This window comes from Pseudomonas sp. GNP012 (assembly GCF_054343835.1).
Map to the genome: position 1 here is coordinate 228,902 of NZ_JBTGUU010000001.1, position 13,439 is coordinate 242,340.

The 13,439-nt window shown below is 61.1% G+C and carries 12 protein-coding genes; 6 read left to right on the forward strand and 6 right to left on the reverse strand.

Annotation, left to right across the window (positions count from 1 at the left end; translation table 11 throughout):
* Window positions 1-105: 105 nt before the first annotated feature.
* Window positions 106-1,266 (reverse strand): Do family serine endopeptidase AlgW, encoded by a 1,161-nt coding sequence (gene algW / locus ACXX83_RS00955; RefSeq protein WP_217837201.1) that lies wholly within the window; start codon window positions 1,264-1,266, stop codon window positions 106-108.
* A 103-nt stretch (window positions 1,267-1,369) separates the two neighbouring features.
* Here algW and ACXX83_RS00960 point away from each other — a divergent pair, with 103 nt between their 5' ends.
* From ACXX83_RS00960 to cysN, 3 genes are all read left to right on the forward strand, one after another.
* Window positions 1,370-2,128, forward strand: a complete 759-nt coding sequence (locus tag ACXX83_RS00960; protein ID WP_116580973.1) for a Nif3-like dinuclear metal center hexameric protein — start codon at window positions 1,370-1,372, stop codon at window positions 2,126-2,128.
* A 259-nt stretch (window positions 2,129-2,387) separates the two neighbouring features.
* The gene (gene cysD, locus ACXX83_RS00965) at window positions 2,388-3,305 is read left to right on the forward strand and encodes a sulfate adenylyltransferase subunit CysD (RefSeq protein WP_007970286.1); all 918 of its coding nucleotides are present in this window, start codon (window positions 2,388-2,390) and stop codon (window positions 3,303-3,305) included.
* A 9-nt stretch (window positions 3,306-3,314) separates the two neighbouring features.
* Window positions 3,315-5,213 (forward strand): sulfate adenylyltransferase subunit CysN, encoded by a 1,899-nt coding sequence (gene cysN, locus ACXX83_RS00970; protein ID WP_102701496.1) that lies wholly within the window; start codon window positions 3,315-3,317, stop codon window positions 5,211-5,213.
* 178 nt (window positions 5,214-5,391) lie between these two features.
* On the opposite strand, the gene yihG is transcribed toward cysN, so the two are convergent.
* The 3 genes from yihG to ACXX83_RS00985 form a co-directional block, all read right to left on the reverse strand.
* Window positions 5,392-6,297, reverse strand: coding sequence for a 1-acylglycerol-3-phosphate O-acyltransferase, YihG family (gene yihG, locus ACXX83_RS00975; protein ID WP_458547358.1), 906 nt, complete (start codon window positions 6,295-6,297; stop codon window positions 5,392-5,394).
* A complete protein-coding gene (pta, locus tag ACXX83_RS00980; RefSeq protein WP_458547359.1) occupies window positions 6,298-8,397 on the reverse strand; it encodes a phosphate acetyltransferase in 2,100 nt (699 codons plus the stop codon).
* 61 nt (window positions 8,398-8,458) lie between these two features.
* The gene (locus ACXX83_RS00985; protein WP_458547360.1) at window positions 8,459-8,785 is read right to left on the reverse strand and encodes a DUF3565 domain-containing protein; all 327 of its coding nucleotides are present in this window, start codon (window positions 8,783-8,785) and stop codon (window positions 8,459-8,461) included.
* Between ACXX83_RS00985 and ACXX83_RS00990 the strand changes: the two genes are divergently transcribed.
* The 3 genes from ACXX83_RS00990 (at window position 8,754) to ACXX83_RS01000 (ending at window position 11,167) form a co-directional block, all read left to right on the forward strand.
* Window positions 8,754-9,239 (forward strand): FKBP-type peptidyl-prolyl cis-trans isomerase, encoded by a 486-nt coding sequence (locus ACXX83_RS00990; protein WP_007942189.1) that lies wholly within the window; start codon window positions 8,754-8,756, stop codon window positions 9,237-9,239. The two genes, ACXX83_RS00985 and ACXX83_RS00990, sit on opposite strands and share 32 nt — an antisense overlap.
* A gap of 122 nt (window positions 9,240-9,361) precedes the next feature.
* Window positions 9,362-9,844, forward strand: coding sequence for a glutathione peroxidase (locus ACXX83_RS00995; RefSeq protein WP_007970293.1), 483 nt, complete (start codon window positions 9,362-9,364; stop codon window positions 9,842-9,844).
* A 219-nt stretch (window positions 9,845-10,063) separates the two neighbouring features.
* On the forward strand, window positions 10,064-11,167 hold the full coding sequence (locus tag ACXX83_RS01000) for an NADH:flavin oxidoreductase (RefSeq protein WP_102675407.1): 1,104 nt from the start codon (window positions 10,064-10,066) through the stop codon (window positions 11,165-11,167).
* Between the two features lie 118 nt (window positions 11,168-11,285).
* On the opposite strand, the gene ACXX83_RS01005 is transcribed toward ACXX83_RS01000, so the two are convergent.
* Together ACXX83_RS01005 and cysZ are read right to left on the reverse strand one after the other, a co-directional pair.
* Window positions 11,286-12,485: a glycosyltransferase family 4 protein gene (locus tag ACXX83_RS01005; protein WP_217837203.1), complete on the reverse strand. Its 1,200-nt coding sequence runs from the start codon at window positions 12,483-12,485 to the stop codon at window positions 11,286-11,288.
* 57 nt (window positions 12,486-12,542) lie between these two features.
* Window positions 12,543-13,295: a sulfate transporter CysZ gene (cysZ, locus tag ACXX83_RS01010; RefSeq protein ID WP_102675408.1), complete on the reverse strand. Its 753-nt coding sequence runs from the start codon at window positions 13,293-13,295 to the stop codon at window positions 12,543-12,545.
* Window positions 13,296-13,439: the final 144 nt, after the last annotated feature.

A 13,439-nucleotide genomic window follows, 5' to 3' on the forward strand; every position in this document is an offset into this window, starting at 1 on the left:
TGGGAGCGGGCTTGCTCGCGAAAGCGGTGTGTCAGTTAACTTCTGCGTCGACTGACACACCGCTTTCGCGAGCAAGCCCGCTCCCACATTGGTTTTGGATGCCCCTTACTCTTCTTGTTTCTCTTTGACCGGTGCCGGCGGCGGACGCAAACCGATTTCCGCGGTCAGCTTAAGCTCCTTGCCGTTGCGCATTACCTGGATCGTGACCTTGTCGGTCGGCTTGATCCGCGCCACCTGATTCATCGAGCGACGGCCATCACCGGCCGGTTCGCCATCGATGGCAAGAATCACGTCACCCAGTTGCAGGCCGGCCTTCTGTGCCGGGCCATCACGGAAAATCCCCGCCACGACAATGCCCGGACGCCCGGACAAACCGAAGGATTCGGCCAGTTCCTGGGTCAACGGCTGGACTTCGATACCCAGCCAGCCACGAATCACCTGGCCGTGCTCGATGATCGACTTCATCACTTCCATCGCCAGCTTTACCGGGATCGCGAAACCGATGCCCTGGGAGCCGCCGGACTTGGAGAAGATCGCCGTGTTGATGCCGGTCAGGTTGCCAATGGCGTCCACCAGTGCACCGCCAGAGTTGCCGGGGTTGATCGCGGCATCGGTCTGGATGAAGTCTTCGTAGTTGTTCAGGCCCAGTTGATTGCGCCCGGTGGCACTGATGATGCCCATGGTCACGGTCTGGCCGACGCCGAACGGGTTGCCGATGGCCAGCGCCACGTCGCCGATGCGGAGGTTGTCGGAGCGTCCCACGGTGATCGACGGCAGGTTTTTCAGGTCGATTTTCAGCACCGCGAGGTCAGTCTCCGGGTCGCTGCCGATCACCCGGGCCAGGGTTTCGCGGCCGTCCTTGAGCGCCACGACGATCTGGTCGGCGCCGCTGGTCACGTGGTTGTTGGTCAGGATGTAGCCTTCCGGGCTCATGATCACGCCGGAACCGAGGCTCGATTCCATGCGTTTCTGTTTGGGCGAGTTATCGCCGAAGAAACGGCGGAACTGCGGATCTTCGAACAACGGATGGCTGGGTTTGTTGATGACTTTGGTGGTGTACAGGTTCACCACCGACGGCGCCGCGGTGGTGACCGCGTCGGCATAAGACACCGGGCCCTGTTGCATGCTGGTGGTTTGCGGCGCTTGTTGCAGATTGACGTCGAGGCTCGGGAGCCCGACCCACTGCGGGTAACGCTGGATTATCAAAAGAGCGACAAGCACGCCGGCCAACAGCGGCCAGCCGGAAAAACGCAGCGCCTTGAGCATTAAACAGTTCCTGAGAGAGTTGCAGGCGGTAAGAGACCGCTCATAATGACGCGCATTATACGAGGCCGCACGCGCCTCTGAACGGGATATTTAGGAGTCTTTCATGGCCGTCGCCCTGAGCACCCTGGTCGAAGAAGCCGACCGTTACCTCAACAGCGCCAAAATCGCCGATTACTGCCCCAATGGCTTGCAAGTCGAAGGCCGTCCGCAAGTGATGCGCATTGTCAGTGGCGTCACTGCCAGCCAGGCGTTGCTGGATGCCGCGGTAGAGGCCAATGCCGATCTGGTACTGGTGCATCACGGCTATTTCTGGAAGGGCGAAAACCCGTGCATCACCGGCATGAAGCAGCGCCGCTTGAAGACCCTGCTCAAGCACGATATCAGCCTCCTGGCCTATCACCTGCCGCTGGATCTGCACCCGGACGTCGGCAATAACGTGCAGCTCGCACGGCAGCTCGACATCACCGTCGAAGGTCCGCTGGACCCGGATAATCTGAAGATAGTCGGTCTGGTCGGCTCGCTGAACGAGCCGATGATGCCCCGGGATTTTGCCCGCCGCGTGCAGGAAGTCATGGGTCGTGAGCCACTGTTGATCGAAGGCAGCGCCATGATCCGCCGCGTCGGCTGGTGCACCGGTGGCGGCCAGGGATACATCGATCAGGCCATTTCGGCCGGCGTCGACCTGTACCTCAGCGGCGAGGCTTCCGAGCAGACCTTCCACAGTGCACGGGAAAACGACATCAGCTTCATCGCCGCCGGTCACCATGCGACTGAGCGCTACGGCGTTCAGGCGCTGGGGGATTATCTGGCGCGGCGCTTTGCGCTGGAGCACATCTTCATCGATTGCCCCAATCCGATCTGAATCCGGGATCCCCTGTAGGAGCGAGTTTGCTCGCGATGGTCGTCAACGATAACGCTGGAAGCCTGACACCCCGCGGTGGTCTCAGGTTCATCGCGAGCAAGCTCGCTCCTACAGGGGGGGGCGATGTGCCCAAACAGCGGGGCATATTCATATGCTCTTTCGATCTAGTTGGCGTCCTGATTAGAAGAGGTCGCTGTGCTAGGATCCCCGCTCGAACACGGCCCGCTGGCCGTTCATAAGAAAGCTTTCGTGAGTAGCCATGGTCGACAAACTGACGCATCTGAAACAGCTGGAGGCGGAAAGCATCCACATCATCCGCGAGGTGGCCGCCGAGTTCGACAACCCGGTGATGCTGTACTCCATCGGTAAAGACTCCGCCGTGATGCTGCATCTGGCACGCAAGGCGTTCTTCCCGGGCAAGCTGCCGTTTCCGGTGATGCACGTCGACACTCGCTGGAAATTCCAGGAGATGTACGCCTTCCGTGACAAGATGGTCGCGGAACTGGGCCTCGACCTGATCACCCACGTCAACCCGGACGGCGTGGCGCAGAACATCAACCCGTTCACCCACGGCAGCGCCAAGCACACCGACATCATGAAGACCGAGGGCCTGAAGCAGGCACTCGACAAGCATGGTTTCGACGCAGCGTTCGGCGGCGCCCGTCGCGATGAAGAGAAATCCCGCGCCAAGGAGCGCGTTTACTCGTTCCGCGACAGCAAGCACCGCTGGGACCCGAAGAACCAGCGTCCCGAGCTGTGGAACGTCTACAACGGCAAGGTCAACAAGGGCGAGTCGATCCGCGTCTTCCCGCTGTCGAACTGGACCGAGCTGGACATCTGGCAGTACATCTACCTTGAAGGCATCCCGATCGTCCCGCTGTACTTCGCCGCCGAACGCGAAGTCATCGAGAAGAACGGCACGCTGATCATGATCGACGACGAGCGCATCCTCGAGCACCTGAGCGATGAAGACAAAGCGCGCATCGTCAAAAAGAAAGTGCGTTTCCGTACCCTTGGTTGCTACCCGTTGACGGGCGCGGTGGAGTCCGAGGCCGAAAGCCTTACGGACATCATTCAGGAAATGCTCCTGACGCGAACTTCCGAGCGCCAGGGCCGTGTCATCGACCACGATGGCGCAGGCTCGATGGAAGACAAAAAACGTCAAGGTTATTTCTAAGGGGCTGTCATGTCGCATCAATCTGATTTGATCAGCGAGGACATCCTCGCCTACCTGGGCCAGCACGAACGTAAAGAGCTGCTGCGCTTTTTGACCTGCGGTAACGTCGACGACGGCAAGAGCACCCTGATCGGGCGCCTGCTGCACGACTCCAAGATGATCTACGAAGATCACCTGGAAGCGATCACCCGCGACTCGAAAAAAGTCGGCACCACCGGCGAAGACATCGACCTGGCGTTGCTGGTCGACGGTCTGCAGGCCGAGCGTGAACAAGGCATCACCATCGATGTCGCGTACCGCTATTTCTCCACCGCCAAGCGCAAATTCATCATCGCCGACACCCCCGGCCATGAGCAGTACACCCGCAACATGGCCACCGGTGCGTCCACCTGTGACCTGGCGATCATCCTGGTCGACGCCCGCTACGGCGTGCAGACCCAGACCCGTCGCCACAGCTTCATCGCCTCGTTGCTGGGCATCAAGCACATAGTCGTCGCCATCAACAAGATGGACCTCAAGGACTTCGACCAAGGCGTGTTCGAGTCGATCAAGGCCGACTACCTGCAGTTCGCCGAAGGCCTGAAGATGAAGCCCACCAGCATGCACTTCGTGCCGATGTCGGCACTGAAGGGCGACAACGTGGTGAACAAGTCCGAGCGCTCGCCGTGGTACACCGGCCAGTCGCTGATGGAAATCCTCGAGACCGTGGAAGTGGCGGGCGATCGCAACTTCACCGACCTGCGTTTCCCGGTGCAGTACGTCAACCGTCCGAACCTGAACTTCCGTGGCTTCGCCGGTACACTGGCCAGCGGCATCGTCAAGAAAGGCGACGAAGTCGTGGTGCTGCCGTCGGGCAAGAGCAGCCGCGTGAAGTCCATCGTCACCTTCGAAGGTGAACTGGAACACGCCGGTCCAGGTCAGGCAGTCACGCTGACCATGGAAGACGAAATCGACATCTCCCGTGGCGACCTGTTGGTTCACGCCGACAACGTGCCGCCGGTGACTGACAGCTTCGAAGCCATGCTGGTGTGGATGGCTGAAGAGCCGATGCTGCCGGGCAAGAAATACGACATCAAGCGCGCCACCAGTTACGTGCCGGGCTCCATCGCCAGCATCGTCAACAAAGTCGACGTGAACACCCTGGAAGAAGGTCCGGCCAGCGCGTTGCAGTTGAACGAAATCGGCAAGGTCAAGATCGCGCTCGACGCGCCGATTGCCCTCGACGGTTACGACAGCAACCGCACTACCGGCGCCTTCATCATCATCGACCGCTTGACCAACGGCACCGTCGGCGCCGGCATGATCGTCGCCCAGCCTTTGGCCCATGGCACCAGCACGCACCACGGCAAGCTGGCCCACGTCGCCACTGAAGAGCGCGCCCAGCGCTTCGGCCAGCAACCGGCCACCGTGTTGTTCAGCGGCTTGTCGGGCGCGGGCAAGAGCACCCTGGCGTATGCGGTTGAACGCAAGCTGTTCGACCTGGGTCGTGCGGTGTTCGTACTCGATGGCCAGAACCTGCGTCACGACCTGAACAAAGGTCTGCCACAGGATCGCGCCGGGCGTACCGAGAACTGGCGTCGTGCCGCGCACGTTGCGCGTCAGTTCAACGAAGCCGGTCTGCTGACCCTGGCGGCGTTCGTTGCGCCGAGTGCCGAAGGTCGTGAACAGGCCCGGGAACTGATCGGCAAGGAACGTCTGCTGACGGTCTACGTCCAGGCTTCGCCGACCGTCTGCGCCGAGCGTGATCCGCAGGGCCTGTACGCGGCGGCCGGGGATAACATCCCGGGCGAGTCCTTCCCGTACGACGTGCCGCTGGATGCCGATCTGGTGATCGACACCCAGTCCGTGTCGCTGGAAGAAGGCGTCAAGCAAGTGTTGGGTCTGCTGCGCGAGCGTGGTGCGATTTAAGCCTTAGCGCAAAATGAAAAACCCGCAGACAAGTGATGGTCTGCGGGTTTTTTTGTGTCCTGGAAATAGCTATCGCGGGCAAGCCCGCTCCCACAGTTTTGAGGGCGTTCGAAAAATTTGTGAACGACACGGTCCCTGTGGGAGCTGGCTTGCCAGCGAAGAGGCCAGTACAGGCACCTCAAGACTTCGCTGGATACTCGCGATGCAACTGTTCCAGCAGCGCATCCTTGTCCTGCCACATCTGATTGATCCAGCCCTGGAACTGCAATCGGTACTCACCATCCTGGTCGTAGTTCTTGCCGATGAACTGCGGCGGAATGTTCAACTCTTCAAAGTGCACCACCACGTCCGCAATGTTCCCGCACAACAAGTCCCAGAAACCAGGACGCCCGGCCGGGTAGTGGATGGTCACGTTGACGATGGACTCCAGTTGCTCACCCATCGCATCCAGCACAAAGGCAATGCCGCCCGCCTTGGGCTTGAGCAGGTACTTGAAAGGCGATTTCTGCTGGGCATGCTTGCCCTCGGTGAAGCGCGTGCCTTCGACGAAGTTGAAGATTCCCACCGGGTTGTCGCGGAATTTCGCGCAGGTCTTGCGGGTGGTTTCCAGGTCCTTGCCTTTCTTCTCCGGGTGCTTCTCCAGATAGGCCTTGGAGTAGCGCTTCATGAACGGAAAGCCCAGCGCCCACCAGGCCAGGCCAATCACCGGGACCCAGATCAGCTCCTGCTTGAGAAAGAACTTCAACGGTTGGATGCGTCGGTTGAGCACGTATTGCAGCACCAGGATGTCGACCCAGCTCTGGTGGTTGCTGGTGATCAGGTACGAGTGCCGGTAGTCGAGGCCTTGCAGGCCGCTGATGTGCCAGCGCGTGCGGCGCACCAGGTTCATCCAGCCTTTGTTGAGGCTGATCCAGGCTTCATGGGTATGACTCATCAGCCAGCCCGCGATGAGTTGGGTGAGGACGAACGGCAATGCCTTGACGAGTGCCACGCAGAACAGGAACGAGCAGAGCAAAATCGTGTTCAATGCCAGCAGCAGCGAGGCGATCACGCCGCGCAACGGGGCGGGTAGGAAGTCCAGCATTTACACATCCATAGGTCGGTTGGCGGCTTGAATCGCGGTCAGGGCGATGGTGTAGACGATGTCGTCGACCTGCGCGCCGCGCGGCAAATCGTTCACCGGTTTGCGCAGGCCTTGCAGCATCGGCCCGAGGCTGACGCAGTCGGCGCTGCGCTGCACGGCTTTGTGGGTGGTGTTGCCGGTGTTGAGGTCGGGGAACACGTACACCGTGGCACGACCGGCCACCTGGCTGTTCGGCGCCAGCTGCCGGGCGACGCTTTCGTTGGCCGCGGCGTCGTACTGCAAGGGGCCGTCGATCAGCAGCGAGTGCTGTTGTTCGTGGGCGAGCAGGGTGGCCTCGCGGACCTTCTCGACTTCTTCGCCGCTGGCCGACTCGCCGCTGGAGTAGCTGATCATCGCCACCCGTGGCGTGATGCCGAACGCGGCGGCCGAGTCGGCGCTTTGCAGGGCGATCTCGGCCAGTTCGCTGGCACTCGGGTGCGGGTTCATCACGCAGTCGCCGTAGACGAGCACTTCTTCGGGGAACAGCATGAAGAACACCGAAGACACCAGGGTGCAGCCGGGCGCCGTTTTAATCAGCTGCAGGGCCGGGCGGATGGTGTTGGCGGTGGTGTTGATCACGCCCGATACGAGCCCGTCGACTTCATCCAGAGCCAGCATCATGGTGCCGATCACCACGGTGTCTTCGAGTTGTTGCTCGGCCATCGGCGCGTTGAGGCTTTTGCTTTTGCGCAGCGCGACCATCGGCTCGACGTAGCGCTCGCGGATCAAGTCCGGATCGATGATTTCCAGGCCTGGCGGCAGCTCGATGCCCTGGGCGCGGGCGACGGCCTGCACGTCCTCGGGCTTGGCCAGCAGCACGCAGCGAGCGATGCCGCGGGCCTGGCAGATCGCGGCGGCCTGCACGGTCAAAGGCTCGCTGCCTTCGGGCAGCACGATGCGCTTGTTGGCCGCCTGGGCGCGCTGGATCAGTTGATAACGGAACACCGCTGGCGACAGGCGCATCTCGCGCGGTGTACCGCAGCGCTGGTGCAACCAGTTGGCATCGAGATGGCCAGCGATGAAATCGGTGATGATTTCGGCGCGCTCGCGGTCATCGATGGGGATTTCCTTGTTCAGGCCATTGAGCAGGTTTGCGGTGTCGTAGGAACCGGTACTCACCGACAGCACCGGCAGCCCGGCCTGCAGGGCGCCGCGGCACAGGTCCATGATGCGTGGGTCGGGCAGGGTGTCGCTGGTCAGCAGCAGCCCGGCCAGCGGCACGCCGTTCAAGGCCGCGAGGCTGACGGCAAGGATGATGTCGTCGCGGTCGCCGGGGGTCACCACCAGCACGCCGGGCTTGAGCAGCTCCACGGTGTTGCGCATGGTGCGGGCGCAAATGATGATCTTGGTCATGCGCCGGGTTTCGTAATCACCGGCGTTGAGCACTTGCGCGCCCATCAGGTCGGCGACGTCGCGGGTGCGCGGGGCGTTCAGTTCCGGCTGGAACGGAATGCAGCCGAGCAAGCGGAAATCACCACTGCGCAGCAATGGCGAATGCTCCTTCAGGCGCGTGGCGAAGGCCTCCATGCTTTCCTCGGTCTTGACCTTGTTGAGGATCACGCCGAGGACTTTCGGGTCTTTCGGGCCGCCGAACAATTGCGCCTGTAGTTCGACGCGACCGGAGAGCTCGGTAAGCACTTCGTTTTCCGGTGCCGAGACCAGGATCACCTCGGCGTCGAGGCTCTTGGCCAGGTGCAGGTTGACCCGCGCGGCGTAACTGGCGCTGCGGGTCGGCACCATGCCTTCGACGATCAGCACGTCCTTGCCGATGGCCGCCTGCTGATACAGGCTGATGATTTCTTCGAGCAACTCATCGAGCTGGCCGTCGCCGAGCATGCGCTCGACATGCGCCAGGCCCAGTGGCTGAGGCGGTTTCAAGCCGTGGGTGCGCGCCACCAGCTCGGTGGAACGTTCCGGGCCCGTGTCGCCCGGATGCGGCTGGGCAATCGGTTTGAAAAAGCCGACCTTGAGCCCGGCGCGCTCAAGGGTGCGTACCAGCCCGAGGCTGATGGAGGTCAGACCCACACCAAAATCGGTGGGCGCGATAAAAAAAGTTTGCATGCGGATTCTCTGGACGGTGCATGGCAATGGTCACGACCTATGGCTGGTCGATTACCGAAATTCAGTCGACAAGGTTATCGCTAACCGTGCCTTGTGCACACCAACCGCAGGCAAAGGGTCGGCCTATTTTTTCCTGGCGCTGCACAGGGTCCATGACCCAGGCCCGGGATTGCCAGGGCGGCTGGTGCCGCAGGTGTTGGGTGTGGCCGCAGGAAAGCTCGGCCACCCAGTGGCCGTCCTTGTCTTGATGGAAGCCTGTGACCGTCGAATCCCGTTTGTCCGGGTTGTGTTCGCTTTCGGTCGATTGCTTCGCTAAACTTGGCCTTTCAATCTTCTTATGCAAAAGGTCTCGCCCCATGCTGATCGCCGCCAATAAGGCTGTCTCCATCGACTATACCCTGACCAACGACGCTGGTGAGGTCATCGACAGCTCCGCCGGCGGCGCGCCGCTGGTCTACCTGCAAGGCGCAGGCAACATCATCCCGGGCCTGGAAAAGGCTCTGGAAGGCAAGGCTGTCGGTGACGAGCTGACCGTAGCCGTTGAACCGGAAGACGCTTACGGCGAATACGCTGCCGAACTGGTCAGCACCCTGAGCCGCAGCATGTTCGAAGGCGTCGACGAGCTGGAAGTGGGCATGCAGTTCCACGCTTCCGCTCCGGACGGCCAGATGCAGATCGTGACCATCCGTGATCTGGACGGCGACGACGTGACCGTTGACGGCAACCATCCGTTGGCCGGTCAACGCCTGAATTTCCAGGTCAAGATCGTTGCCATCCGTGACGCCAGCCAGGAAGAAATCGCTCATGGCCACGTCCATGGCGAAGGTGGCCATCACCACTGATTTCTGCGCTAAGCTCAGATAACTGGAGAGGCGCCCCGAGGGCGCCTTTTTAGTCTGCGGCTGTCCCTGATGACACCGCCAAGTGGCTGTTTCGAGAAGAACACGGGAATCTGGAGTACGCCATGAGTGCTTTTCACGACCTTAAATTGACAGCCCTGGATGGACAGGAGCTACCTCTGGCGCCTTTCAAAGGCCAAGTCGTACTGGTGGTCAACGTCGCCTCCAAATGCGGCCTGACCCCGCAGTACGCGGCGCTGGAAAACCTCTACCAACAATACAAGGCCAAAGGCTTCAGCGTGTTGGGCCTGCCGTGCAACCAGTTTGCCGGGCAGGAACCGGGGACCGAGCAGGAGATCAAGGATTTCTGCAGCCTCAACTATGGTGTGACCTTCCCGTTGTCCAGCAAGCTGGAAGTCAACGGGCATGACCGTCATCAGTTGTACCGCTTGCTGGCGGGCGAGGGCGCGGAATTCCCCGGCGATATCACCTGGAACTTCGAGAAGTTCCTGCTGGGCAAGGACGGCCGCGTACTGGCGCGGTTCTCGCCACGTACGGCGCCGGATGATCCGACCATTGTTCATGCGATTGAAAAAGCGCTGAGCTGATTCCCCTCCCCTGTAGGAGCGAGCTTGCTCGCGATGAACCTGAGAACGCCGCGCTGTGTCTGGATTACAGCGTAATCGTTGACGACCATCGCGAGCGGGCTCGCTCCCACAATATTTCCTACCTTTTGACTCTTAATCACTGCAATCAATAGTGCTGTTCAATGCGTTGGACACTCCATATTATCCCCGTCATAAAGTCATCCTTCCGTGGAGCGTCCCATGCCCGTAAAAGCCCTGTTCAAACCGTTCCACCTCGGCACCCTCGAATTGCCGACCCGCGTCGTCATGGCGCCGATGACCCGCTCCTTTTCTCCCGGCGGCGTGCCGAATTCCAAAGTGATCGAATACTACCGTCGCCGCGCCGCTGCAGGCGTCGGCCTGATCATCACCGAAGGCACCACCGTCGGTCACAAGGCTTCCAACGGCTACCCTAACGTTCCGCACTTCTATGGTGAAGCGGCTCTGGCCGGCTGGAAGAAAGTTGTCGACGCCGTTCACGCCGAAGGCGGCAAGATCGTTCCGCAGTTGTGGCATGTGGGCAGCGTACGTCGTATCGGCACCGAGCCGGACGCCAGCGTGCCGGGCTATGGCCCGTCGGAAAAAATCAAGGACGGACAGGTCGTTGTGCACGGCATGACCCAGCAGGATATCCAGGACGTGATCGCCGCGTTCGCCCAGGCTGCCAGGGACGCCCAGAGCATCGGCATGGACGGCGTGGAAATCCACGGTGCCCACGGTTACCTGGTCGACCAGTTCTTCTGGGAAGGCAGCAACCAGCGTACCGACGAATACGGCGGCAGCCTGGCCAACCGTTCGCGCTTCGCCATTGAATTGATTCAGGCCGTGCGTGCCGCGGTCGGTGAAGGTTTCCCGATCATCTTCCGTTTCTCCCAGTGGAAGCAGCAGGACTATACCGCGCGTCTGGTGCAAACCCCGGAGGCGCTGGGCGAGTTCCTCAAGCCGTTGGCCGATGCCGGCGTGGATATTTTCCACTGCTCGACCCGCCGCTTCTGGGAGCCGGAGTTCGACGGTTCCGAGCTGAACCTGGCTGGCTGGACCCGCCAACTCACCGGCAAGCCGACCATCACCGTGGGCAGCGTCGGCCTGGATGGCGAGTTCCTGCAGTTCATGGTCAACACCGACAAAGTGGCACAACCGGCCAGCCTGGAAAAACTGCTGGAGCGCCTGAACAACGACGAGTTCGACCTGGTGGCGGTCGGTCGTGCGTTGCTGGTGGACCCGGACTGGGCACAGAAAGTGCGCGATGGTCGTGAGGACGACATCCTGCCGTTCAGCCGTGAAGCGTTGATGACGCTGGTTTAAGCGGCGACCCTACTGCCGCTTTCGCGAGCAGGCTCGCTCCCACAGGGGATTTGTGTACGACACAGAACCAATGTGGGAGCGAGCCTGCTCGCGATGGCTGACCCAAGGTCACCGGAAATCAGGGAACAATCGGTGCATTCGGCACCACCATCTCCCGGGCACAGGCCCCGCGCAACTGTCCCTCGAACTGTTCGATGATCGTCGCCCAACCCTGGCGACTGGCATGCTGGCGCGCATTGAGCCGCACATTGCGCAAGGCTTCCCCGTCCTCCAGCAGCCATGCCGCTGCATCGCAGAACGCTTCTTCATCCCCCGGCATTGCCAACACACCGTTGTAGCCATGACGAATATGCTGGGCCGCTGCTGCCTGATCATAGGCCACCACGCCGAGCCCCGAGGCCAGTGCTTCAAGCACCACATTGCCGAAGGTTTCAGTCAGGCTCGGAAACAGAAACACATCGCCTGATGCGTAGTGACACGCCAGGGCTTCACCCCGCTGGGTGCCGCAGAAAATCGTCTCGGGCATTTCCTTTTCCAGCTCCTGGCGCTGCGGACCGTCGCCGACCACGATCAGTTTCAGGGTGCGCCGGGGATAACTCGCCTTGAGGGTATTGAAGGTGCGTTTGAGCAGGCCAAGATTCTTTTCCGGGGCCAGGCGACCGACGTGAATGACGGCGATGTCGTCCTCGGCCAATCCCCATTGCTCGCGCAGGCCATTCAAGCGTTTGGCCGGGTGAAACAACTCACTGTCGACCCCTCGGGAGAGCAACGCCAGCCGTTCGAAATGCCGTCGTTCCAGCTCCATGCGCTGACTGACGCTGGGCACCAGGGTCATGGTCGAGCGGTTGTGGAACCAGCGCAGGTAGTGAGTCAGCAGGCGCGTGAGCAAACCAAGGCCGTACTGGTTGGAGTACTGCTGGAAATTGGTGTGGAAACCGCTGACCACGGAAATCCCCAAACGCCGTGCTGCACGCAAGGCCGACAGGCCCAACGGGCCCTCGGTGGCAATGTAGAGCACGTCCGGGCGGTGACGCGTCCAGCGCCGCAGCAGCTTGTGCATCGACGACTGACCCCATTGCAGGCCGGGATAGCCCGGTAGCGGCCAGCCGCGGCACAGCAGTAATTCATCGTCGCTGCCCAACTGCTGGTCGCAGCCCTGGCGTGGTCGCACCAGTTCCACCTGATGCCCGCGCGCGCGCAAACCGTCGCACAAGCGACCCAGGGTATTGGCCACGCCGTTGATTTCCGGAGGGAAGGTTTCGGTGATCAGGGTGATATGCAGAGCTGTCGTCATGACCCCAGTGTCGGCTGGGGCCATGTCGTCAGTGTGACGTCGGGATGATGGATTTGTGACTGTGGTACCGGTGCTGATGGCTCAGCGCTGGGTCACCAGGTTTTCCGCGCCGCGCTCACGCACCCAGAACAGCGTCGCCCCGGCCACGGCCGCCGGCATCATCAGGATGTTGACCACCGGAATCAGCAACACCAGATAAACAATCCCGCCGAAACTCATGCTCTGCCAGCGCTTCTCGCGCAGCCAGCCAAGCATTTCGTTCCAGCCCAGCTTGTGGTTGTCCGCCGGGTAGTCGATGTACTGGATCGCCATCATCCACACCCCGAACAATAGCCATAGCGGCGCGGCAATGATGTTCACTACCGGGATGAACGAAAGGATGAACAGCCCGATCGCCCGTGGCAGGAAGTAGCCAAGCTTGCGCATTTCCCGGGCCAGGGTGCGCGGGATCATTGCAATCAGTTCGCCCCAGCTGAAGGCCGGAAAATCATCGGTGCCGCGCACCACCACTTCGACTTTCTCCGCGAGGAAGCCGTTGAATGGCGCGGCAATGACGTTGGCAAGCATGGTGAAGGTGAAAAACACCATTAGCACCACGAGCACCACGAACAGCGGCCAGAGGATGTAGCTGAGAAAACTCAGCCAGTCGGGCAGGGACGGCATCAGCGTGTCGACCCACAGGCTGAATTGGTGACCGGCCAGGTAAATCAATCCGACGAACAGCACCAGGTTGATTGCCAGCGGCAACAGCACAAACAAACGCAGGCTTGGGCTCAATACCAGCTTGAGGCCTTCGCGCAGGTATTGCGGGCCGGACAGAACAGGGGCGGGCATAGCGTGCTCCGAGCAGAGGGAAAACGCGCCGACCTTACCGGCTTTGCTACACATGCGAAAGCGCGGTGGCGGTATCGACATTCACTGTAACAAAGACGTCGATATCGTCGGGCAGATTGCATAGAGACCACCTATGAGCTGGAT